The organism is Pseudarthrobacter chlorophenolicus A6 (assembly GCF_000022025.1).
GTDB classification, from domain to species: domain Bacteria; phylum Actinomycetota; class Actinomycetes; order Actinomycetales; family Micrococcaceae; genus Arthrobacter; species Arthrobacter chlorophenolicus.
Genome location: NC_011886.1, coordinates 3,165,220 through 3,188,261, shown reverse-complemented (window position 1 = coordinate 3,188,261; position 23,042 = coordinate 3,165,220). Strand labels below are relative to the sequence as shown.

The window sequence follows — 23,042 nt, the reverse complement described above, 5'->3', positions numbered from 1 at the left end:
CCTTTGTTGATAATGATTCTTATTAAGATACAGTGGCGGCGATGGAATGGATACTTGAACCCCTGGGCGCCTCCTTTGTGCAGCGCGCCGTCCTGGCCGGCAGCCTGGTGGCCGTGGTCTGCGCCGTAGTGGGTACGTGGGTGGTGGTGCGCGGGATGGCCTTCCTGGGCGATGCCATGTCCCACGGACTCCTGCCTGGCATTGCCATAGCGTCCCTGCTGGGCGGCAACCTCCTCCTGGGGGCCGCTCTCAGTGCGGCGGCCACGGCGGCGGGCGTCTCCGCGATCAGCCGCAACCGGCGCGTCTCCCAGGACACCGCCATCGGCCTGCTGTTCGTGGCCATGCTCTCGCTCGGCGTGATCATCGTGTCCGCCTCCGGCTCGTTCGCCGTGGACCTGACCGGCACCCTCTTCGGGGACGTGCTGGCGGTGGGCATGGAGGACGTGGCGCTGCTCGCCGTCGTCGGCTGCCTGGTGCTGGCCGTGGCCGCACTCTTCCACCGTGCCCTGGCGGCAGCCACCTTCCATCCGCAGAAGGCGGCAAGCCTCGGGCTGCGGCCCCGGCTCGCGCATGCGGTGCTGCTGGGCATGGTCACCGTTGCCGTGGCCGCCTCCTTCCAGGTGGTGGGGACGCTCCTGGTGTTCGGGCTGCTGATCGCCCCACCCGCAGCGGCGCTGGTGTGGGCCCGGTCCATCAGGGCGGTGATGGCCCTCGGTGCACTCATCGGCGTCGCCAGCGTGGTGGCGGGACTGTGGATCTCCTGGTACGCGTCCACTGCCGCCGGCGCCACCATCGCCCTGGTTGCCGCCCTGTCCTACTTCGCCTCGGCCCTCTGCCACTCCGCCGCCCGCTCCACCAGGCCGCGCCCCGGCGCGGTGGCTGCCGCCGTCGTCGTCCCCTCCCACGCCTCACCACCGGAAAAGGAAACCCGTGCCCCGCACCACTACGCCTAGAACCGCAGCCCTCCTGCTTGCGGTGCCCCTCCTGCTGTCCGCCTGCGCGGCGCCCGGCCCGGACGCAGCATCGGCGCCGGAAACCGCTGAACCGCATGGCTACATTGCCGGTGCGCAGGAGAACTCGGAACCGCAAACCGGCCTGCTCACCGTCAACGCCGCCACGGGGGAGGGGCAGCTGCTCTCGCTCCTCACCGGCGCAACCTCCGGCGCCGGCGCCGACGGTCCTGTCGATGCGGCCTACCGGGACGGCCGGTACGCCCTGATGGCCACGGGTGCGGGGGTGGAAGTGTTCGATACCGGCGCCTGGACCGTTGACCACGGCGAGCACAAGCATTACTACAGTGCCGAGCCAGGCTCCGTGGGCCTGCTGCAGGTTCCGGACGCTGGTGCGGTGGCCGGTGACGGCACCTCCATCGCAGTGTTTTCGGAGACCGGCGGGTACGCAGCCGTGTACCGCCACAAGGATCTCGACGCCGGGAGCCTGGCGGAGTCGGCCCGGATCACCACCTCCCCGCACACCGGCGTGGTGGTTCCTTACGAGGGCCACTACCTTGCCTCCGTGGCCGCCGGGTCCGGTGCCGCGGACGGGCTGGAAGTGCGCGACGCCGGTGATTCGGTGGTGCTCGGCCGGCAGGACTGCCCTGGCCTGGCCGGACACTCCGCCACCCGGGCGGGCATCGTGTTCGGCTGCTCGGACGGGGCGCTGCTGGTCAGCGAGGACGGCGGCACCTTCAACGCGGAGAAGATTCCGTATCCCGACGGCGGTGCAGGCCTGCCGTCGGCCACGCACCTGGAGCACCGCCCCGGGTCCAACGAACTGGCAGGGCCGGCCGGCGACGCCGGGGTGTGGCACCTCGACGCCGCCAAACGGAAGTGGACGTTCCTGCCCACACCGGCTCCGGTGGTTGCCGCGTCCGCGGTGGGCGACGGACGCCGCGTACTGGCTGTTGCGGCCGATGGATCACTGCTGACCCTGAACCCTGCCACCGGCGCTCTTGATGCGCAGGTTCCGCTGATTGCGCCCGCCGCCGCGCGAGGCGCTGCTCCGCGGATCCTGGTGGACACCTCCCGGGCCTATGTGAGCGACCCCGCCCGCTCCGTGGTCCACGAGATCGACTACGCGGACGGGCTGCGGACGGCACGGAGCTTCGACGTTCCTGCTGCGGACATCGTGCTGGAGACCGGGCTGTGAGGCGGGACCTGTCCCCGCGGCGCGCCTTGGTTGCAGGGCAGAACCGTGCCGGGAAGGCGGGCTGGCGGGCCCGGCTGGGCGCGCTGCTGGCGCTCGGCCTTGGCCTGGCCGTTGCGTTGGGCGGATGTTCAGCGGCCGCCGCGGAACGCCCCACGGTGGTGGTCACCACCAATATCCTGGGCGACATCACCCGCAACGTGGTGGGGGAGCAGGCCGATGTGGTGGTCCTCATGGCTGCCAATGCCGATCCCCACTCATTCGGTATCTCCGCCCGGCAGGCCGCCGGCATCGAAAACGCGGCCCTCATCATCCACAACGGCGGCGGCCTCGAAGAGAGCGTCCTCAACCATGTGAAAGCAGCCGAGGCCCAAGGTGTGCCGGCGTTGCCGGTGCTGGACGCCGTCGGGCCCCTTTCCTTCACCCAGTCCGGCCAGGGCGCTCCGGACCCGCACTTCTGGACCGACCCCTCCCGCGTGGCCAAGGCCGCTGAGGCCATCGCCGCTGCAGTCAGTGAGCACGTGCCCGGCGCTGACGCCGCTGCCGTGCGCTCGCAAACGCACGCCTACACCGGCCAGCTGCAGGAACTGGAGGCAGCCATGGAGTCCGGATTCGCCGGCATCGATCCCGGCCGGCGCAAACTCATCACCAACCACCACGTGTTCGGCTACCTGGCCGACCGCTTCGGATTCGAGGTGGTGGGTGCCGTGATCCCGAGCGGCACGACGCTCGCCTCACCCAGCCCCACGGACCTGGCCGACCTCACCGGCAAGATCCGGTCCGCCGGGGTGCGGGCCATCTTCGCCGACTCGTCGCAGCCCGCCCGGCTGGCCGAGGTCCTGGCCGCCGAGGCCGGCGAGGACATCGCCGTGGTTCCGCTGTTCACCGAATCCCTGGGCCCTGAGGGGTCCGACGCCGGAACCTACCTGGGCATGATGCGCGCCAACGCCGAACGCATCACCCAAGCCCTGGCCTGAGCCGGCGTCACCAGAAGACCTGGGCTCCACTTCCGGAGCTCCCCACCCACACAGAAGGAACCACCCATGTATCACCGCACCGCACCCGTCCGCCTGATGACAGTGCTGGCCGCCGCCGGCCTGCTGCTCTCCGGTTGCGGCACTGCCGCCCCAAGCCCCGCCGGCCCTGCGCCAACACCGGCCGCGACCGTGGACTCGGCAGCGCCGCGCCTTGTCACTACCTACGACGGCGGCATCCAGGTCCTTGACCCCGAAACCTTCAAGGTGCTGGCCGACTTCCCCATGGAAGGGTTCAACCGCGTCAACCCTGCCGGCGACGGCCGCCACGTGGTCATCTCCACGGCCAAGGGATTCGAGGTCCTGGACACCGGGGCGTGGACCGACGGCGGAAGGCACTACGCCCAGGAACCCGCCATGACGGACGTCGTCTTTCCCACCACCAAGCCCGGCCACGTGGTCCGCCACCACGGAAAAACCATCCTCTTCAGCGACGGAACCGGTGAGGTGACCGTCTTCAACTCCGCGGACCTGGCCTCCGGGCAGCCCCGGGTGGAAACACACCGCGCCGAAGAAGCCCACCATGGCGTCGCCGTCGAACTTGCCAACGGCGAGCTGGTCCTCACCCTCGGGAACGACAAGGAACGGCCCGGCATTGTGGTGACGGATGCCGACGGCAAGGAAATCGCCCGGAACGAGGACTGCCCGGGCGTGCACGGAGAGGCCACGGCAGCCGGGGAGGCAGTGGTCATCGGATGCCAGACCGGCGTCCTGATCTACGCCGACGGCGCCATCACCAAGCTGGCGAGCCCCACGGAATACGGCAGGATCGGCAACCAGGCCGGCTCGGAGGAATCCCCGGTGACCCTGGGCGACTACAAGCAGGACAAAGACGCCGAACTGGAACGTCCGGAAACCGTCTCCCTGATCAACACCGAGACGAAATCCCTGGCCTTCGTGGACCTGGGCACCAGCTACAGCTTCCGTTCCCTGGGCCGGGGACCGCACGGCGAGGCCCTGGTGCTCGGCACCGACGGCGCCCTGCACGTCATCGACCCCGCAACGGCGGCTGTCAAAAACGTCTTCCCGGTAACCGCGCCGTGGGAGGAACCGCTGGACTGGCAGCAGCCCCGGCCCACCCTCTTCGTCAACGGGCACACCGCCTACGTGACCGATCCCGCGTCGAAGGCCATTTCCGCCGTCGACATCGAAACCGGAAAGATCACCGGAACCGGCACGCTGGACGCAGCACCCAACGAGCTGACCGGGGTCACCGGCTAGGAGCCTGTCCGGGCCTGTCCCCTGGGAGCCGCGGGCGGGTGCGTTCGCGGCTCCCAGGGCTCTTGCGCGAAATTTGTGGTTGGTTCCTGAGCTGCCGCTACTAATATCTGAGGAAGAAGCCACCCTGCTGACCACGTAAGGGCCGGATCATGCTCGGAGAACTCACCGCAGAGACCGTTGCCAGCCGCAACAACGTCACCACGCTTGGCCGTGCGGACGGGCCCGTGATGCTGTTTGCCCACGGCTTCGGCTGCGACCAGGACATGTGGCGCCGGCTGGTGCCCTACTTCGCGGCGGACTACCGGGTGGTGCTCTTCGACCATGTGGGCGCCGGCCACTCCGACCTCGAAGCGTACGACAGGGAAAAGTATGGAACCCTGGACGGCTACGCCACCGACGTCCTGGAGATCTGTGAGGCACTGGACCTGGCCGACGTGATCCTGGTGGGCCACAGCGTCAGCGCCATGATCGCCCTGATCGACGCGGCCCGCGAACCGGAGCGTTTTGCCAGGCTTATCCTGGTGGCCCCGTCGCCCAGATATACGGACGACGCCGACGACGGTTACGTGGGCGGGTTCTCGCACGAGGACATCGAAGGGCTGCTGGAGTCCCTGGACAGCAACTACTTCGCCTGGGCGGACGCACTGGCGCCGATGGCGATGGGTAACCCCGACACCCCGGAGTACGCCGAGGAGCTCCGCAGCAGCATCTGCCGGACCAACCCGTCCATCGCCCGGCACTTTGCCCGGGTCACGTTCCTCTCCGACACCCGCCACATCCTGCCGCGGGTCCAGTGCGACAGCCTGATCCTGCAGTGCACCGACGACCTCCTGGCCCCGGCAGCGGTAGGTTCCTACGTCCACCGGCAACTCGGCCACAGCTCCCTGGTCCAGCTGAGGGCAACCGGCCACTGCCCCCATGTGAGCGCTCCAGGCGACACGGCCGCAGCTATCCTGCATTACCTCAATCCACGCCCATGACGGGCGCCGGCGGCCAGCCTGTGGCCAACTTCGAGTCGCTCTTCCACCAGGCTCCGTGCGGCTACCTCATCACGGACGACGACGGCCACATCGCCGCGGTCAACGACACCTTCGTGCGGTGGACCGGTTACAACAGGGCTGAGCTGCTGGGAAAGAGGCTGCAGTCACTGCTGCCGGTGGGCGACCAGATCCTCTATGCCACCCACTGCATTCCGCAGCTGGGCATTACAGGCTCTGTGTCCGAGATTGCCCTGGACATCATCGGCTCCGACGGCGTTCGCCACCCGGCGCTGCTCACGGCCTCGCGGTTCGCGGCGACGGGCCAGGAACCGGACAGCGTCCGAGTGATCATCTTCAGTGCCCACGAACGCCGGCTGTACGAGAAGGAACTGGTATCCGCACTGCGCGCCGCCGAGGAATCGGATGCCAGGCGTGCCCTCGCCGAGCAGGAACTGCAGAGGCTGGCCCTGCACGACTCCCTGACCGGCCTGCCCAACCGGGCCGGCCTGAAGGCGCGGTTTGGCGAAGCGCCGCCGGACAGCGCCATTGAGGGGAATCCTCTGGGGGCCCTCTTTATTGACCTGGACCACTTCAAGGCAGTCAACGACAGCCTGGGCCACGGCGCCGGAGACAACCTGCTGGTGTCCGTGGCAGGACGGCTGGCCGCCGCTGTCCAGGCGCCCGGTGCGGTGGCTCGGCTCTCCGGCGACGAGTTCGTGGTGGTGGACACGGTGGCCGGGACAGAGGAAGCGGCCGCCCTTGCCGCCCGGCTGCTGGACGTCATCGCGGCCCCGATCCATCTTGAGGACCTGGAAATTGTTACGTCGGCCAGCATTGGTATCGCGGTTGCCCGGGCCGGGGACGACACCCTTGAGGACCTCATCCGCCGTGCGGACATCGCCATGTACCGGGCCAAGGAACGGGGCCGGAACCGCTGGGAGCTGCACCGGCCGGCTGCGTCGGACCCGGCGGTGGACCGCCTGCGCGCCCTCGGCGAACTGCGCCGCGGCATCGGCGAAGGCGCCCTCCGCGTCCACTACCAGCCCCGGATTGACCTGCATACGGGGCGGGCCAGCGGTGTGGAGGCCCTGGTGCGCTGGCAGCATCCCACCCGTGGCCTGCTCCCGCCGTCGGAATTCATTGCCATGGCCGAGGAATCCGGGCTGGTGCGTCCGCTGGGCGCGTGGGTGCTGGACGAGACCTTGAAGCTGGCCGAAAGCCTGCGCCGGGATGACCGCCACGGTGCCGGACTGGAGTTTGCGGTGAACCTTTCAGCCCGGCAACTCAACGATCCCGGGCTGGTGGACATGGTGGAAAGCGCGTTGGAGCGGCGCAACCTGGATCCGGCGCTGCTGCTGCTCGAAATCACCGAAACGGCGCTGATGTCCGATCCCGGCGCGGCCGTGGAATCACTGGCCGCCCTCAAGAACCTGGGCGTGGGGCTCGCCGTCGATGACTTCGGCACTGGCTACTCCAGCCTCACCTACCTGAAGAAATTCCCCATCAACGAACTGAAGATTGACCGGTCCTTCATCATGGGGCTGGGACTGGACTCCGGGGATGCAGCGATCGTGGGCAGCTGCATCGACCTGGCGCACGCGGTGGGAATCCGTGCCGTGGCTGAGGGGGTTGAAACCTCCGGCCAGGCACAGACGCTGCAGGACATGGGCTGCGACCTCGCCCAGGGCTACCTCTTTGCACGTCCGCTTCCTGAGCCGCGGCTCAGGGAATGGCTGGCATCGCACACCTGAGGACGCCTGTTAAACGCACGTCGCCCCGTCCGGAGCCGCCACCCGTATGTGTGGGTTCAGCGGCAATGGGACAGGGCGAGGAGCGGAATTTTCAGGAATGCCTGGCACGCGGGCCCGAATGGTGGGCTCTGTGGTGCCAGGGTCTTCGCTATGCGGCCAAGCGGGTGGCGGCGGCGGGAACCTTGCGGCGCGGTGCCAGGACGCTGATGGTGCACGGTGCCTGGAGCGGATCGATCCTGGTGGGCAGATGTCGGGTTTCTGACGCGGTCCGGAGCATCTCCAGGGCGGCTTCATCCACGAAGGCCTGCGAGATATCCAGTTCCAGGTCCAGCCCTTCCTTTAAGGAGTTGGCCCGTTTGGCGACTACATACAGGGCGTTGACGCTGTGGACGGTGATATGCCCCTTTGCAATCACCTTCGCACGTGCATGGTCGAGATCAACACGGACAACAATGTGGAGCTTAGAGTTCAAGATGTAAAGCCTTCCCCGGCATTGGCTGCGACGCTGCAGCTTTTTGCGTGGCCGTTTTCATCAGCCTCATACAGAGTAGGGGTTGAATGTGATGCACGCAACAGTTTGACGAATTTATTACCGGCGGCTTCGATGCTGATCCTGTGACTGCAGCTCAGCCCACTGCTTCGGGAACCCTTCCTGCCAGGTCCGGGATCCTTCCGGTCAGCACCGCCACAGGGGCCGCGGACCAACGCTGCCGCTCAGGCTCGAAGGACACCACCACCGAGGCATCGTTTTCGCGGGCCTCATCCATGGCAAGCAGCAGGGCGTCCTCCACATGCCGGGCGTACTCCAGCCGATCACCAAGGGAGCCCTGCAGGTCCGCGTCGTCAATGAGCACATGGCCCTTGCCGTCAACGATGACCTTCAATGAATACCCCTGGTCCTCGTGGAGGGATCCGCGGGTGGATGAAATTTCCGTGACTCTGTCTGCCCGGACCAGCCCGTTGCCGAGCGTACGGATCCACACTTCACCCATTGCTTTGACCTCCCCTTGGCTGGGGGCGCGGAACAGCACCCCTAAGGCGAAATGTACTCCTCCGCGGCCCGTTTGTGACCCCCGAATTAATTTCCTGGGGATGTGGGCCGGCGCTGCGGTGCGCTCGGCCCCGCGGGACCTTCGGCACTTCCGGGCCAGGGCAGCCTGGCGCAACGCTGATGGCATGGCTTCGACCAGTCGCAGCGGCGGCGTCGGCTCCGTCCTCGTCAACGCTGTCCTGCTGTGGGCCATCAACATATGGCCCGGCTGGCGCATGGTCCCGTTCCTGGCCCAGGACATGACGCGCGTCCTCGAAGCCGTCAACGCCGCCCTCATTGCCGGCATCGTGGTGGACCTTATCTTCGTGGTGGTCAGGTCAAGGGGCCTGCAGGCGCTCGGAAACCTGGTGGTCCTTGGCTTCGGGATGGCCGCATTGCTTCAGCTTTGGGACGTCTTTCCGTTTGATTTCGGCGACGGCTGGTCCGGGTGGCCCGTTGTGATGCGGGTGTTCCTGGCGCTGGGAATGGTGGGCTCAGCCATTGGTGCCGTGGTGGAGGTGGTGGCCCTGATCCGGTCACTGGCAGGGCTGGAACCTCGGAGCCGGCAGTAGCTTCTGTTGCGTGGGGCGACGTTGCGTGCCGGGACGAAGGTGGGGGCCGCCATAGGATAAATCTGATGACTTCCCCCGGTGGTTCCCAGCCCTTCAACCTGCGCAGCATTGCGGTGGCCGCCTTTGGACCCACCCTGCTGTTTGGCCTGGGGCAGGGGGCCATCCTTCCCGTGGTGGCCCTGACCGCCCGCGACCTGGGCGCCACTGTGGCGGTGGCGGCCCTCATTGTCACCCTGATGGGCCTGGGATCCTGGTTTTTCAACCTGCCGGCCTCGCTCGTCACGCTGAAGTTCGGGGAGCGCTGGTCCATCGTGGGTGCGTCCGTCGCCGCCGGCCTGGCGCTGGCCGCTGCCGGGTTGTCCTCCCTTGCGCCCAACGGCTTGGTGCTGCTCGCCGTGGCGATGACCGTCGTCGGGATGTCCGGAAGCGTCTTTGGCCTGGCCCGGCAGAAGTACCTCACCGAGGCGGTACCGGTGGAATTCCGGGCCCGGGCGCTGTCCACGCTGGGCGGTGTGAACAGGATCGGCGTGTTCATCGGGCCGTTCCTGGGTGCTGCGGTGATGCAGTTCGGCGGCATCAATGGCGCCTACTGGGTGGGGGTGGTGGCCATGGCGGCGGCCGCGCTGCTGTCCCTCACCATCCCGGACCTGGCCGCTCCGGAAACGTCCGACGGCGGCAATCCGGGCCCGCAGCCCACGCTCCGGAGCGTTGCGGTATCCCATGCGGGGGTCTTCCTTTCGGTGGGCATCGGCATCCTGTTGCTCTCCGCCCTCCGTTCCTCGCGGCAGGTGGTGATCCCGCTGTGGGCCGACCACCTGGGCATGGACGCCACGTCCGCCTCACTGGTCTACGGCCTTTCCGGCGCAATCGACATGCTGGTGTTCTACCCCGCCGGGAAGCTCATGGACCGCAAGGGCCGGCAGTTCGTTGCCGTGCCCTCCACCCTGCTGATGGGCGCGGCGCTGGTGCTGATCCCGCTGACAGGCTCGTTCACCGGGCTGCTGCTGGCCGCGCTGCTGATCGGGTTCGGCAACGGCATCAGTTCCGGGCTGGTGATGACGCTGGGCGCCGACTTCTCGCCGGACCGCGGCCGCGGCCAGTTCCTGGGGCTGTGGCGGTTCATGGCCGACGCCGGGTCCACGGGCGGGCCGCTGCTGCTCTCCGGGGTGACCGCCGTGGCATCCCTGGGCGCGGGGATCTCAGCCACCGGCATCCTGGGGTTCGGCGCGGCGGCCGTGTTCGCCGTCGTGATTCCCCGCCTGAAGCACCGCCGCAATTACTGACTTGCGCCATCACTTTTGGTCCCCAAAACCGCATTTTAGGAACGATAAGTGATAGGGCAACAGGCTGTGGTGGGTGGACACTGTTCCCATGAGCACTGTCCGGAGCATCAAGCGGGACTGCGTCATCGCCGGGGGAGGACCCGCCGGAATGGTGCTGGGCTACCTCCTCGCACGGGCCGGCCTGCAGGTCACGGTCCTTGAAAAGCACGCCGATTTCCTCCGTGACTTCCGCGGCGACACCATCCACCCGTCCACCATCACCCTGCTGCGCGAGCTGGGCCTGGTGGAGCGCTTCCTGGACCTGCCGCTGACCCGCATCAGCACCATGGACGCGGTCTTCGACGGGGAGCGTTTCACGATCGCGGACTTTGGCACCCTGCCGGCGCCGGACAACTTCCTGGTGTTCGCCCCGCAATGGGATTTCCTGAACTTCCTTGCGGCCGAGGCCTCGGCGCTCCCGGGATTCGAACTTCGAATGAGCACGCGGGCAGATGAGGTCCTTTACGACGGCGGCCGCGTCGCCGGAGTCCGGGCCACGGATCCGGACGGCGGCCTCGACGTACGGGCGCCGCTGACCGTGGCTGCCGACGGTCGCGGATCAGTGCTCCGGAACGACGCGGGGCTCTATCCAACCGGCTCGGGCGTGCCCATCGACGTGCTGTGGTTCCACCTGCCCAAGCCCCGCGACCCGCGTCCGCCAACGCTCGGATACGTCTCCGGCAAGGGCATGGTGCTCACCCTGGACCGGGGCAGCTACTACCAATCCGGCATGATCATCCGCAAAGACAGCTTCGAAACCATCAAGGCCGAGGGGCTTGCGGCGTTCCGTGCCCGCATCGCGGCCGCCGCTCCCCACCTTGCCGTCCCGGCAGAGAGCATCGTGGGCTGGGACCAGATCAAACTGCTGTCCGTGAAGATCAACCGGCTGAAGGTGTGGCACCGGCCCGGCTTCATCGCCATCGGGGACGCGGCCCACGCGATGTCGCCCATGTTCGGGGTCGGCGTCAATTACGCCATCCAGGACGCCGTGGCACTGGCCAACGCGGTCGCCCCCGGGCTGGCCCGCGGAGAGGTGCGCGACGACACGCTGGCAGCGGTGCAGAAGCGCCGCGAAGTACCTGTCCGGAAGATGCAGCGCATCCAGCGCCTGGGCCACCGCGCCATCGCCCGGCGCCCCGGCCGGCGGGCCTTTGTGCCCCGGCCGGCCAAGTGGGTTCTGCGGACCTTCGCCCCGCGGATACGCCGGGCGGCAGCCCGCTTCATCGGCATCGGATTCCGCCCGGAACACCCGCAGATCTTCTGAACCGTGGTTGCCCTATCAGATCGGGTTCCTAACCGGCGGTTTTGGGAACGCGATCTGATAGGGAAACGGGAGGGTTTGCCGGAGCTTTTGGTGGGTAGGGGCCGGACCGCGGCTATCCTCGACACATGGTTGAAACGGGGACTCCGGCACGGATCAGCCCGCTGCAGAAGGCGCTGTGGTGGGTTCAGGACTATGTGTACGCGGCCATGTGCCAGGTGGAGGGCGTGCTGTCCCGGGTGCAGCCCGGGTCCTTCCACCAGGGCACACGGAACCCCGTGGTGATCATCCCCGGGGTCTACGAGAACTGGCAGTTCATGCTGCCCCTGATCCAGCGGATCCACGACGCCGGCCACCCGGTCCACGTGGTTACGGTCCTGCAGCGTAACAAGCTTGAGATCCCGGCGGCGGCCCGCCTGGTGGCCCAGCACATCGAGGAGGCGGGGCTCCGTGACGCCGCTATCGTGGCGCACAGCAAAGGCGGCCTGATCGGCAAGTACGCGATGCTGATGATGGACCCGGAACGCCGGATCAGCAAGATGATCACGGTGTGCACCCCGTTCTCCGGCTCCAGCTACGCCAGGTACATGCTGCTGCCCAGCCTGCGGATGTTCTCGCCGCGGAATGCCCTGACCCTGGAGCTGGCCCGCGAAGAGGCCATCAACAGCAGGATCACCTCCATTTACGGTCCGTTCGATCCCCACATCCCCGAGGGCAGCATCCTGCCGGGCGCCACCAATATCGCCCTTTCCACGGCCGGGCACTTCCGGATCCTGGGCGACCCGGAAACCGCCCGGATCATCACCGAGCAGCTGGCCCTCCCGGAGCATGGCTCCGCGCTGTAAGCCTGTTGGAGGTCCCCACGGGTAAAAGCCCAGCTCAGACCGTGGTTTAACTTTCAAATAACTTGAGCCTTCTTTGCCTTTCTTCGCGCTATGTTCCTGCGTTTGGCTGTGCATTGTTGTTCCCAGCAAGACAACTTCCACCAAAGCAAGCAAAGTCTGAGGGGACACATCATGAAGAACAGCACTCTGATCAAGGGAACCGCAGCCATCGCCGTAGGCGCAGCACTGTTGCTGGGCGGCGGCGGAACTCTGGCCAACTGGAACGCAGAGGCAACGGCGGCTCCCGGCACCATCGTCGCCGGCGACCTGAACGTCACAGCTGCCGCCGGTGTCTGGACCGACCGCACCGGCGCAACCATCAACATCAACACCTACAAGGTGGTTCCGGGTGACAAGCTCACCTACACCCAGGCCCTGACCGTCACCCTGGTAGGCGACAAGATGGCCGCCAACGTGGTGCTCGCCAACGTTCCGGCCAACACCTTCACCGCTGACAACGTCGCCATCTCCCCGATGAAGCTCACCAACACCGCAGGTGATGTCACGTCGAACACCGTTCTGAAGCCTGTCACCGGGAGCGCCACGCAGACCGTCACGGCATCGACTGTTTTCGAATTCAAGAGCACCACAACCGGCCGCAGCGATGTTGCCAAGAACTACGACCTCGGCAATGTGAGCTACACGCTGACCCAGCTGACCCAGACTGGCCTTTCCTAACCTGACGTGGCCGGGCGGCCCACGGGCCGGCCGGCCAGCAGCATAAGGAAACCGACCAGGAGGAGACCAACGATGCGCATCAAGCGCTCGCTGCAGGCAGCGGCCCTGGTCGCAGCGGCAGTGCTCCTGGGCCTCCTCACCGTCCAGGGCAGCTACGCCCTGTGGAACGCCACCACATCAGCGGCACCGGGATCCGTGTCCTCGGCTTCGTTCGACATGGCGATGACGGCAGTCAACTCAGGGCAAACCACCAACATGACGCTGGCCAACGGAACGGCAGCCACCCTGACGCTCTCTCCGGCAGGCACATTGGGCCCGGGGACTCCGGTGTACAGCGGGGTGCAGGTCACCAACAACACCAACGCCGGCGGCCAGTTCAACACCGTCATCGCGGCGGGTCAGCCAACAATCACCAACGTCAGCGGCGGGACCCTGGCCAGCTACATCAGTGTTACCGCCAAGCGGGCCACCTCCACCGCCGACTGCAGCAACAGCGCCGGATATCTGGCGATCGGTGTTGGCGGACTCGATTCGCCCACGGTGGCCAAGAACGGTTCCACCATCTTTTGCTTCCAGGCCAGCCTCAGCTCCGCGGCCCCAACCTCCGTGAAAGGACAAGCAGTGAACATCACCCTTCCGCTCACCGCCCGTCAGTGCGGGGTGTCCGGTGGCTGCTGACCTGACCGCCGGGCCGGCTTTCCCTGCCCGCGCATCACGCAAGAAGTCCCGCACCGCCGGGCCGTCGCCGTCGTCCGCTGACGAAAGCCGCCGCAAGGGCACCGGGGCGTGGGCCGCCGTCGGACGCATCCTGAGCATGTCCGCCATGCTCGTGGCGCTGTTCGCGTCCGTGGTGCTGATTGTCATTCCCGTGGCAACCGGCTCGCAGTCCTACACCATCCTGACCAAGTCCATGGCGCAGAAGTTCCCGCCGGGCACCTTCATGGTGATGAAGCCGGCGGCGTTCGACGAGCTCAAGTACGGCGACGTCATCACCTTCCAGGTGTATTCCGGCCGGCCGGACGTGGACACCCACCGGATTGTCGGTTTCGGATCCACCCAGTCGGGGGAGAAGACGCTGATCACCAAGGGTGACAACAACGGCGCCAACGATCCCGAGCCCGTCCGGGCCATCCAGGTCAAGGGCAAACTGTTCTACGCAGTTCCGTATGTGGGCTTCGTGGCCAACGCCCTGGGCAACTCGGACCGCGGCACCTGGACCGTCCTGGCCGCCGTCGGCCTCATCGGCTACGGTGCCATCACGGTCTACAGATCAGTCCGCAAACCGCGTGGCAGCAAGGATCCAGCCGGAGCCGTGGCCTAAATGCGTACGTTCCGGAACCTGCCAGGAGCCGCCGTTGCCGTCGGAGCCTTCGTTCTCACCGTCATGCTGGGGCTCGGTGGAACTGCGGCGTCGGCCCTGTGGCAGCAAAGCGCCACCGCCACCATGACTGTCGCCTGGCCGCTGCAGGCCTTCACCGGATTCACCTGCGCCAACGACAACCCCCAAAAAGTCGCCACACTGTCCGCCGCGGGAACCAGCAAACCCGCCTCGCTGACGTATTCGGCACGGCTGGCCAATGGGACCTACGGCCCGTCCTACACCGAATCTGTGGTGCTCGGAAACACCAGCACCGTCACCCTGACCATCGGATCGCAAATCATTGCCGCCAACCGCTCCACGTCGCAGCTCACCATTCGTGTGGTGGCCACCTACGCCGACCAGACACAGGTCGCGGCCACCGCTGTTGTCGGTCTGGAGCAGGGCAACAACAGCGACAAGGTCATCTGCATCTCGGCCACCACCTAGCGTGTGGGAAGCCTTCGCCAGCTCGGCGGAAGCAGGCGCCGCCACCACCCCCCCCCGAGGGCGGCGCCAGCTTCTGCCGAGCTGGTTTTGGTTTAAGGGCCGTTAAAAGCAAAGAACCGCTGCCCTGGCGGGAACGGTTCAAGACGGCTGTGAATTCCAGAAGACTGGGAAGTGGGTTCCTGGCGGCGCCCACTTCAAGACGCCGCCAGGAGAATTTGGAGCGTCTCCAGCAGGAGCCGCAATACCGGGTCCCAGCGACCCGGTAGAAGCTACTATCCGGTAGGCGGATCAAGGTACGGCTGGATCTGGCGCAAGGAACACTCAAAATCGCGTCATGATTTGAACCACTCCGCGCCCAAAAGCGTTCCACCAAGGGCAGGAAGGCCCTACCGTCCTGCCGGGGCCGGGATATTTTGGGAGCGACGGGTCCGTGGTTTCCCCCTGATCGCGGAAGGGAGGGGTGCCGGTGGAACTTTTCAGTGACAAGCCTGCCCTTGCCGCGGCCGCCCTGACCCGGTTGGCGGCCGCGGACCTCGAAAGCGGCGGAAAGCCTCCCGGGCGGATGCAGGTGTTCCTGGGCGACCTGGTGATGAGGAACGGCCCGGACATCCTTGAACGGGTGGCCATTGAGCTTGCCCGGCAACACCTGGCGTCCCTCGAGGAACTGGCCGTGGCCACCGGGCGGCCCACGGCGAGGTACCTCGACCAGATTGAGCTTGCAGCGGCCATGGACGAGGAGCCCGACGGCGGGAAGTCCGGCCTGGGCATCCCGCCGGACTTTGGCGAGGGGTAGGGGAAGCCGCAGCGGGCTGGCGTCAGCGGCGCCGCGCAGCGAACGCGAACAATGACGTGGTGGCCACAGTGGCCAGGTAGCCGGCAATCACAATCAGTGAGATTCCGGCCCAGAAGTAGTTGGTGGTACTGGTCTCCTGCCACGGGCTCGGCGCAATCCGGACCAGCGAATAGGCTGCCACCATCGCCGAGGCCAGGCCAATCAGCACGGGAAGGACCAGCCAGATCCTGGCCGAACCGATGTGCCGGTTGAAGCCCTCCCAGGCAATCCACGTTCCGCGCCGCAGGATCAGCCAGCCGGCCGGAATCATAAACGCTCCCACCAGCAGGAACGCGGCCACAACATCCGCCGGGCGGTGCCACTGGTTGATCAAGGTGGACACTCCGGAGGCGATGGCGAACGTGCCGCCCACGAACCCGGCCATGGGCCGCCAGCGCGGCGAGGCCATCAGGAACACGGCCGCCGCAGCGGATGCCGCCAGGGTGGTGTGCCCGGACGGCAGCGAGTTCAGTTCCAGGGTCACCACGCCCTTGTCCGGCCGGGCGGGGAGCAGGTCCTTGAGCACCTGCGTGGCCACGTTCGCGCCGATGCAGGCCGCCACGGCGATCCCGGCCTCGGTCCAGTGCTTCCGGATTATGGTGACGAACAGGACCACGACGGCGGCCATCACCAGGGAGATGGTGGGCAGCAGGTCCAGGAACCGGGTGGTCGCCTTGCCGGCGGGGCCGTGGACGTCCACCGCTTCCACCAGGGCCGACTCGTCGATGAACTGGCCTGTGGTGGTCTGCACGAAGTAGTAGTACGTGGCCACAAGACCGGCAACGCAGGCCAGGGTGGCCAGCACGAACAGGAAACCCGATCCCGGTGCGGGCCGGGCAGGCGTCCTGGGGTGCGTTTGCCGTGAGGAAGTCATCGCCGTTAAGGGTGTCATAAAAAGCTGGGAAGCCTCTCCGCGTCTGCTGTGGCTACCGTCGGTGTTCGCTAGGCGGGCGGGCTGGTTCGTGGCAGCCGGGGAATGCTGGCCGCTGCCACCACGAGCGCAAGGGCGCCCAGCCCGAACGGCAGGGCCGTAAGCGTAGCCACGCCACCCACCAGGAGCGGGCCGCCGGCGTCGCCGAGTTCCCTGCCGAGCTCGGCCGATCCCATGGTGCGGCCCATCCGTTCCGGCGGTGTGCTGTCCGCCAGGTGCGCGAAGCCCAGGGGAGTGGCGGCTCCGATCCCCACTCCGATCGCTGCCGCCGCAACGAAGATGGTGACAGCGGCGGGGGCGGCCGCCAGCAGTGCGACGCCGGCGGCAATCAGGAGGAGGCCCGCCGTCGTGCCCCTGTTGTCCGTGACCCGGCCCTGGTCCCGCAGCCTGCCCATCCACGGCTGGGTCAGCACCGAGCCGAGCGCCAGGACGCTGACGGCGGCGGTGCCGGCGAAGGCGTCCATGCCGTGGCGGGTAGCCAGTGCGGGAAGGAAGCCGACGGCCGCCCCGAGCGCACCGGTGGAGGCGGCAAGGACCAGCGTGGGTACCCAGAACCTGCGCTCACCCACCTGCCGGGCCAGGTCCATGACCGTGTAGCGCTGGCGGGGGAGCGGCTCAAGGTGCGGTACTGCCGCCAGCACCCACACGGCTGTTGCCGCTGCCAGCACGGCCAGGGCTCCGAACAGCAGGGCGAAGCCGCCCGCCAGGATCAGCCCGGCCCCCAGCAGCGGGCCGATGATGTACCCGAGGCTCTTCCAGGATCCGTAGCGGCCAAAGTAGGCGCCCGCCTTTCCGCCGCGGGCGAGCCTGGCCACCATGGCGGACGACGCCGGCGAGAAGGCTGACGCGGCGGCACCCTGTCCCAGCCGGGCCAAGGCGAGCATGAGCGGGTCCGCTGCCCACAGCCCGATGAGCGACAGGGCGGCAAAGGCCAGGAGCCCGCCCACGATGACCGGTTTAGGCCCCACCCGGTCGCTGAGGGCGCCGAAGACGGGTTTGAGGAAGACCTCAGCTACGTCGTACAGGGCCAGCAGGATGCCGAGGTTCAGCAGCGTCAGGCCGATGTTGCCACTCTGAGCACCCAGGCCGGCGGCGATGCTGTGGGCACCGAAGGCCGTCACGAACCCGGCGGCGTACAGCGGGGCCGTTGCCGTGCGGGTGGCCGGCGCGGTTTGGGTCATTGACCCAATGTATTGGTTTGGTCAGGCAAGGGAAGCCACGATGTCCCCGATGATCTCGAACTGTTCGCGGACGCCGCCTTCCATGCCGGACTGCGCAATCATGTCCCGGACTTCCTTGCTGCCCGCGTCGGTGCGGATACTGACCGTGGTGGCGGCGCCGCCGTCGGCCGCTTCAAAGGTGACAGTGTTGACCACTGCGCCTTCTTCGCTGTCCTGTGCCGCCCCCGGGAACTCCATCACTTCCGTGTGCACAATCCGCGCGTCCGGCACGATCTCGCGGTAGGTGCCGTGAAAGGCCACCTCCGCTTCGCCGTGCGCCAGCATGACGAACCGCCACCTCCCGCCCACCCGGAAGTCCATCTCCGCCACTGTCATCTCCCCGCGGCGCCCCGGCCACCAGCGCCGGACGAGCTCAGGCGTGGTCCAGGCCTTGAAGACGAGGTGCGGCGGGGCGTCCACCGTCCGGGTGATGAGGATTTCCTCGTCGCTGGGGAAGGTCACGTCCATGGTCCTGCCGCCTGCCTGTGCCATTGTGCTGCTCCTTAGTGTCCGTTTTCCTGATTCCGGAGGTCATCCAGCACTTCGTCGAGGGAGTCGAAGCGCCCCGCCCAGAGGTCCGCGTAGCCGGACACCAGGTCGTGGATGGGCTTCAGCGCCTGTGGCTGGAGCCGGTAGACCCGTTGCCGGCCGGCGTCGCGGACTTTCACGGCACCAACCTCCCGCAACACCCGCAGATGGCGGGAAACGTGCGGCTGCGCCAGGTCCAGCAGCTCCACCAGTTCGCTGACGGTCCGCTCGCCGCCGGCCAGGACGTCCAGGATTTCCCGACGGCGGGGCTCGGCCACGGCGTTGAACGCATCTGCGGTTGTCGCTGCCCGTGCCATGGCCTCATCGTGTACCCATATTGATATGGATAGAAGGGGCTGTTGGCCTGCAGGTTTCCAGGGTCTACCCTTCGTGCAAGGGGTCCGGCGCGGGCCCCGCGGTGGCTCCTGAAGGAGGCGAAGCCGTGACGATCATCGACAACGCGGTCTACGTGAACGGGATGCGGACAGCGGACCCCGAAAGCCTGGACGAAACGTACTTTGCGCTGCGGCAACGCGAAGGAATGGCCTGGATCGGCCTCTACCGCCCGGACGCCGAGGAGCTGCAGTCGGTGGGCGAGGAATTCGACCTGAACCCGCTCGCCGTCGAGGACGCCCTGGCAGGCCACCAGCGGGCCAAAGTGGAACACTACGGCGAATGCCTGTTCCTGGTGCTGCGGCCGGCCCGGTACCGCGACGACGTGGAAAAGGTGGACTTCGGCGAGATCCACGTGTTTGCGGGAGACGAGTACGTGGTGACCGTCCGGCACGCAGAATCACCGGACCTGGCCAAGGTCCGGCGGCGCATGGAGTCGATGCCGGAGTTCCTGGCACTGGGCCCCGAGGCTGTGCTGTACGGGATCCTGGATCAGGTGGTGGACGAGTACGAGCCCGTGGCCGCCGGCCTGGAGAACGACATCGACGAAATCGAGGACGATCTCTTCGGCGCCGACCCCGAGGTCTCCCGGCGCATCTACGAACTCTCCCGCCAGGTCATCACGTTCCAGCGCGCCACCAGCCCGCTGGCCGGGATCCTGCAGGCGCTCATGGCCGGAACCCCGGAACGCCCCGCTGATGCCGGCCTCCAGGACCACCTCCGCGATGTGCTGGACCACGTCCTGAGGCTCAACGAACGCGTGGCGTCCTTCCGGGCACTGCTCCAGAACGCGCTCGCGGTCAACGCGGCGCTGGTGGCGCAGCGGCAGAATGAGGAGATGCAGCGGATGACCGAATCCAGTTTTGAGCAGAACGAACAGGTCAAGCGCATCTCGTCCTGGGCCGCCATCCTGTTCGCCCCCACCCTCGTGGCCTCCATCTACGGCATGAATTTCACCGCCATGCCGGAGCTGACCTGGACCTACGGCTACCCCTATGCCATCGGCCTGATGCTCGCCATGGGTTTGGGGCTGTACATCACCTTCAAGCACAACAAGTGGATCTAGGACTTATCCACGTACGCACGCTGCTGCCGCCGTGGCCCCGCGGCTCGCCGGTACAGTGAATCCATGCTTGCCCGCGACGCACAGATCCCCCCGTTGGACGAGCTGCTGGCAGGGGCGCATGTTGTCAGCCTGCCCATGCGGGTGAAGTTCCGCGGGATCATGGAACGGGAATCGCTGCTGATCCAGGGCCCGGCCGGGTGGGGTGAATTCTGCCCGTTCCCGGAGTACGGCGGTGCCGAGGCTTCCCGGTGGCTGGCCGCCGCCATCGAGGCCGCCTGGCAGGGGTTTCCCCGGCCGCTGCGCACGGCGATACCCGTCAACGCCACGGTGCCTGCCGTGGAAGCGTCCCGGGTCCCTGAGGTCCTGGCTCGTTTCGGCAGGGTGGATGCCGTCAAGGTCAAGGTGGCGGAGCGTGGCCAGACCCTGGCTGACGACGCCGCCCGGGTGGAGGCGGTCCGCGCGGAACTCCCCGGTGCCGCGATCCGGGTGGACGCCAACGGCGGGTGGGACGTGCCCGCCGCGGTCAAGGCACTGACCCGGCTGTCCGCCGTCGGCCTCGAATACGCGGAGCAGCCCGTCCCGGACATCGAGGGCCTGGCCGAAGTGCGTTCGCGCCTGCGGGCCGCGGGAACGCCGGTGCCGGTGGCCGCGGACGAAAGCGTCCGCAAGGAGGACGATCCCCTGAAAGTGGCACGGGCCGGTGCGGCGGACCTGATCGTGGTCAAGGTGGCGCCGCTCGGGGGAGTGCGGCGTGCACTGGACATCGTGGCGCAGGCCGGGCTGCCCGCCGTCGTCAGCTCCGCGCTGGACACCTCCGTGGGGATCCGCGCCGGGCTGGCCCTGGCCGCAGCCCTCCCTGAATTGCCGTACGCCTGCGGGCTGGGCACGGTGTCCCTGTTCGAATCCGACATCACCCTGGATCCGTTGACGGCCGACGACGGCGCCATCACCCTTCGCGATGCCGCCGCCGATCCGGGGCTGCTGGAGCAGTACGCGGCAGCGCCCGAACGCCGGGACTGGTGGCTGGCACGGCTCCGCCGGGTCCACGCCCTCCTGGCCGGGTAGACGCGCGCTCACTTGTGGCGGCTCTGGCTGTGACGCGCGCTCACTTGCGGTGGCTCTGTTTTAAACGCGTGTGCATGCCCCTGACGTTTCTGCAGGTCATGGGCGGTTAACCTGCCCTTTACCTCTTCGATGCCGCCGCGTAGGACATGGCTGACAGTGTGTCACCGACCCCAGAGGAACATTCGGAAGGCACCTTCATGTCTGCAACGCCCACCCGCAAATTCACGCTCCTGCCCATGCTCGGCCACACCAAGGGCAAGCGCAGCGCTGTTACCTGCGCCCTCAAGTGCGACAACGCCTGCGCAGGCGACGTCTGCAACACCAGCTCCAACAGCTACTTCCGCGACATCGCCTCCGCCACCATGTCCCGCCGCGCAGCCCTGGGCCTTGGCGCTGCCGGTGCCCTCGCCGTCGCACTGGGCAGTGCGGTCACCTCGCCCGAAACCGCCAACGCGGCCGGGCTGTCCAAGGCCGCGAAGGAGGGCTTTGGCAAGTCGAAGCTCAAGTTCACCGCCATCCCTTCAGTGGACGCCGCCGTTGACGCCGTCACCGTGCCGGACGGATTCACCTGGCAGCCGGTAATCCGTTGGGGTGACCCCATCTTCAAGGACGCTCCCGCGTTCGACCTGAACAACCAGACCGCTGCCGCCCAGGAAAAGCAGTTCGGCTACAACAACGACTACACCGACATCATCGAGGTCCCGGGCAGCAAGGGCAACCGTGCCGTCCTGTTCTCCAACCACGAATACACCAACGAGAACATCATGTTCCCGGCCTCGATGCCGGCGGAGCAGGTGCGCGCTGTGGGAGCAGCCGCGCATGGCCTTTCCGTGGTGGAACTTGAGCGCAAGAACAAGAACAAGCCGTGGTCCTACGTCCAGGGAGCAGACCTGAACCGGCGCTACCTGAACAGCACCGTCTACGAACTCACCGGCCCCGTAGCCGGGTCCGCCCTCGTCAAGACCGTGGCGGACCCCAGCGGCCGCGCCATCAAGGGAACGCTGGGCAACTGCGCCGGCGGCACCACCCCGTGGGGCACCATCCTCTCCGGCGAGGAGAACTTCAACGGCTACTTCGCGGCACCGGGCACCTCCGCCGCGGACAAGCGCTACGGCCTGACCTCCAAGGCCACGGCCCGCCAGTGGGAACTCGACGATCCCCGCTTCGACACCCGCAACGCCGGTTACGCCAACGAGTCCAACCGCTTCGGCTGGATTGTGGAAGTGGATCCCTTCGACCCCACGTCCACGCCGAAGAAGCACTCTTCGCTGGGCCGCTTCAAACACGAGGGCGCCAACGTTATTGTGGCCAAGTCCGGCCATGTGGTGGCCTACTCGGGCGATGACGAGCGTTTCGACTACCTCTACAAGTTCGTCTCCAAGGACAAGTACCGCGAAGGGGACCGCAAGCACAACATGACGCTGCTGTCCGCCGGCAACCTCTACGTCGCCAAGTTCACCGGCAACTCGCCCGCCGCCGAGATCACCGGTACCGGCGCTGTACCCTCGGACGGCTCGTTTGACGGCATCGGCGAATGGCTGCCCCTGGTGGTGGACGGCAAGTCCGCCGTTGCCGGCATGTCCGTGGAGGAAGTCCTGGTCTACACCCGCCTGGCCGCGGACAAGGTTGGCCCCACCAAGATGGACCGCTGCGAGGACGTGGAGCCCAGCCTGCACACCGGCAAGGTGTATGTGGCCTGCACCAACAACTCCAACCGCGGCACCGGCACGAACGAGGCCGCCACCGAGGTCAACCCGCGCAACCAGAACCGCGACGGGCACATCGTGGAAATCACCGAAACCGGGGACCAGACCTCCACCACCTTCACCTGGAACCTCCTGATGGTCTGCGGTGATCCGGCGCAGGGCGATGTGACCTACTTCTCGGGCTTCCCCGCGGACAAGGTCTCACCCATCTCCTGCCCGGACAACCTCGCCTTCGACTCCGTGGGCAACCTCTGGATCTCCACCGACGGCGCCCCTTCCGGCATTGGCCGGGCCGACGGCCTGTTCAAGGTCACTCTGGACGGTGCCGAGCGCGGCAAGGTTGAGCAGTTCCTCGCCGTACCCCAGGACGCCGAAACCTGCGGTCCCATCGTCCACGACGAGGAACGCTCCGTCTTTGTCTCGGTCCAGCACCCGGGTGAAGACGGCACGTTCGAGGCACCGCGGTCCTACTTCCCGGACTACGTAGCCGCAGGTTCGACGCCGGCAGCCGGCCAGGTGCGCGCACCCCGTCCGGCGGTCATCCAGGTGTTCCGCGGCTAACCCCGACGCGCGCTCACTTGTGGCGCTTTCGGGGCAAACGCCCGCTCACTGGACG

The 23,042-nt window shown here is 67.3% G+C and carries 24 protein-coding genes; 18 read left to right on the top strand and 6 right to left on the bottom strand.

What is annotated here, in order from left to right:
- The first annotated feature begins 41 nt into the window (after window positions 1–41).
- The 6 genes from aztB (at window position 42) to ACHL_RS14415 (ending at window position 7,131) form a co-directional block, all read left to right on the top strand.
- The gene (gene aztB, locus ACHL_RS14440) at window positions 42–953 is read left to right on the top strand and encodes a zinc ABC transporter permease AztB (RefSeq protein WP_015938019.1); all 912 of its coding nucleotides are present in this window, start codon (window positions 42–44) and stop codon (window positions 951–953) included.
- Window positions 931–2,148: a hypothetical protein gene (locus ACHL_RS14435; protein WP_015938018.1), complete on the top strand. Its 1,218-nt coding sequence runs from the start codon at window positions 931–933 to the stop codon at window positions 2,146–2,148. The genes aztB and ACHL_RS14435 overlap by 23 nt, the downstream gene beginning before the upstream one ends.
- Window positions 2,145–3,122: a zinc ABC transporter substrate-binding protein AztC gene (gene aztC / locus ACHL_RS14430; protein WP_015938017.1), complete on the top strand. Its 978-nt coding sequence runs from the start codon at window positions 2,145–2,147 to the stop codon at window positions 3,120–3,122. Before ACHL_RS14435 ends, aztC begins: the two co-directional genes overlap by 4 nt.
- 66 nt (window positions 3,123–3,188) lie before the next feature.
- Window positions 3,189–4,400 carry a zinc metallochaperone AztD gene (aztD, locus tag ACHL_RS14425; RefSeq protein ID WP_015938016.1) on the top strand — a complete coding sequence of 404 codons (1,212 nt, stop codon included), beginning with the start codon at window positions 3,189–3,191 and terminating at the stop codon, window positions 4,398–4,400.
- 149 nt (window positions 4,401–4,549) lie between these two features.
- Window positions 4,550–5,380, top strand: a complete 831-nt coding sequence (locus tag ACHL_RS14420) for an alpha/beta fold hydrolase (protein WP_015938015.1) — start codon at window positions 4,550–4,552, stop codon at window positions 5,378–5,380.
- On the top strand, window positions 5,377–7,131 hold the full coding sequence (locus ACHL_RS14415; protein WP_015938014.1) for a GGDEF and EAL domain-containing protein: 1,755 nt from the start codon (window positions 5,377–5,379) through the stop codon (window positions 7,129–7,131). The genes ACHL_RS14420 and ACHL_RS14415 overlap by 4 nt, the downstream gene beginning before the upstream one ends.
- A gap of 148 nt (window positions 7,132–7,279) precedes the next feature.
- On the opposite strand, the gene ACHL_RS14410 is transcribed toward ACHL_RS14415, so the two are convergent.
- On the bottom strand, window positions 7,280–7,603 hold the full coding sequence (locus ACHL_RS14410; RefSeq protein ID WP_015938013.1) for a hypothetical protein: 324 nt from the start codon (window positions 7,601–7,603) through the stop codon (window positions 7,280–7,282).
- Between the two features lie 154 nt (window positions 7,604–7,757).
- Window positions 7,758–8,123, bottom strand: coding sequence for a hypothetical protein (locus ACHL_RS14405; protein ID WP_015938012.1), 366 nt, complete (start codon window positions 8,121–8,123; stop codon window positions 7,758–7,760).
- Between the two features lie 184 nt (window positions 8,124–8,307).
- Between ACHL_RS14405 and ACHL_RS14400 the strand changes: the two genes are divergently transcribed.
- From ACHL_RS14400 to ACHL_RS14360, 9 genes are all read left to right on the top strand, one after another.
- Window positions 8,308–8,733, top strand: coding sequence for a hypothetical protein (locus tag ACHL_RS14400; RefSeq protein WP_043794728.1), 426 nt, complete (start codon window positions 8,308–8,310; stop codon window positions 8,731–8,733).
- Window positions 8,734–8,798: 65 nt separating this feature from the next.
- Entirely contained in the window at window positions 8,799–10,016 is a 1,218-nt protein-coding gene (locus tag ACHL_RS14395) for an MFS transporter (RefSeq protein ID WP_015938010.1), read from the top strand.
- Between the two features lie 88 nt (window positions 10,017–10,104).
- Window positions 10,105–11,319, top strand: coding sequence for an FAD-dependent oxidoreductase (locus ACHL_RS14390; RefSeq protein ID WP_015938009.1), 1,215 nt, complete (start codon window positions 10,105–10,107; stop codon window positions 11,317–11,319).
- A gap of 125 nt (window positions 11,320–11,444) precedes the next feature.
- Window positions 11,445–12,161 carry an esterase/lipase family protein gene (locus ACHL_RS14385; RefSeq protein ID WP_015938008.1) on the top strand — a complete coding sequence of 239 codons (717 nt, stop codon included), beginning with the start codon at window positions 11,445–11,447 and terminating at the stop codon, window positions 12,159–12,161.
- A 171-nt stretch (window positions 12,162–12,332) separates the two neighbouring features.
- The gene (locus tag ACHL_RS14380) at window positions 12,333–12,878 is read left to right on the top strand and encodes an alternate-type signal peptide domain-containing protein (RefSeq protein ID WP_015938007.1); all 546 of its coding nucleotides are present in this window, start codon (window positions 12,333–12,335) and stop codon (window positions 12,876–12,878) included.
- 72 nt (window positions 12,879–12,950) lie between these two features.
- Window positions 12,951–13,556 carry a hypothetical protein gene (locus ACHL_RS14375; RefSeq protein ID WP_015938006.1) on the top strand — a complete coding sequence of 202 codons (606 nt, stop codon included), beginning with the start codon at window positions 12,951–12,953 and terminating at the stop codon, window positions 13,554–13,556.
- Window positions 13,546–14,199 (top strand): signal peptidase I, encoded by a 654-nt coding sequence (locus tag ACHL_RS14370; RefSeq protein WP_015938005.1) that lies wholly within the window; start codon window positions 13,546–13,548, stop codon window positions 14,197–14,199. The genes ACHL_RS14375 and ACHL_RS14370 overlap by 11 nt, the downstream gene beginning before the upstream one ends.
- Entirely contained in the window at window positions 14,200–14,685 is a 486-nt protein-coding gene (locus tag ACHL_RS14365; RefSeq protein WP_015938004.1) for a hypothetical protein, read from the top strand.
- Between the two features lie 466 nt (window positions 14,686–15,151).
- Window positions 15,152–15,478: a hypothetical protein gene (locus ACHL_RS14360; protein WP_015938003.1), complete on the top strand. Its 327-nt coding sequence runs from the start codon at window positions 15,152–15,154 to the stop codon at window positions 15,476–15,478.
- A 22-nt stretch (window positions 15,479–15,500) separates the two neighbouring features.
- On the opposite strand, the gene ACHL_RS14355 is transcribed toward ACHL_RS14360, so the two are convergent.
- The 4 genes from ACHL_RS14355 to ACHL_RS14340 all read right to left on the bottom strand — a co-directional run bounded on the left by ACHL_RS14355 (window position 15,501) and on the right by ACHL_RS14340 (window position 18,513).
- Window positions 15,501–16,391, bottom strand: a complete 891-nt coding sequence (locus ACHL_RS14355; RefSeq protein ID WP_043794092.1) for a phosphatase PAP2 family protein — start codon at window positions 16,389–16,391, stop codon at window positions 15,501–15,503.
- 68 nt (window positions 16,392–16,459) lie between these two features.
- Window positions 16,460–17,629, bottom strand: coding sequence for an MFS transporter (locus ACHL_RS14350; protein WP_015938001.1), 1,170 nt, complete (start codon window positions 17,627–17,629; stop codon window positions 16,460–16,462).
- 21 nt (window positions 17,630–17,650) lie between these two features.
- Entirely contained in the window at window positions 17,651–18,160 is a 510-nt protein-coding gene (locus ACHL_RS14345; RefSeq protein ID WP_015938000.1) for an SRPBCC family protein, read from the bottom strand.
- Window positions 18,161–18,171: 11 nt separating this feature from the next.
- Entirely contained in the window at window positions 18,172–18,513 is a 342-nt protein-coding gene (locus ACHL_RS14340) for an ArsR/SmtB family transcription factor (RefSeq protein WP_015937999.1), read from the bottom strand.
- Window positions 18,514–18,638: 125 nt separating this feature from the next.
- On the opposite strand from ACHL_RS14340, the gene ACHL_RS14335 reads away from it, so the two are divergent.
- From ACHL_RS14335 to ACHL_RS14325, 3 genes are all read left to right on the top strand, one after another.
- Window positions 18,639–19,655 (top strand): magnesium and cobalt transport protein CorA, encoded by a 1,017-nt coding sequence (locus tag ACHL_RS14335; protein ID WP_015937998.1) that lies wholly within the window; start codon window positions 18,639–18,641, stop codon window positions 19,653–19,655.
- Between the two features lie 63 nt (window positions 19,656–19,718).
- Window positions 19,719–20,720 carry an o-succinylbenzoate synthase gene (locus ACHL_RS14330; protein ID WP_015937997.1) on the top strand — a complete coding sequence of 334 codons (1,002 nt, stop codon included), beginning with the start codon at window positions 19,719–19,721 and terminating at the stop codon, window positions 20,718–20,720.
- Window positions 20,721–20,917: 197 nt separating this feature from the next.
- Complete coding sequence (locus tag ACHL_RS14325; protein ID WP_015937996.1) at window positions 20,918–22,987, top strand: PhoX family protein; 2,070 nt, start codon at window positions 20,918–20,920, stop codon at window positions 22,985–22,987.
- Window positions 22,988–23,042: the final 55 nt, after the last annotated feature.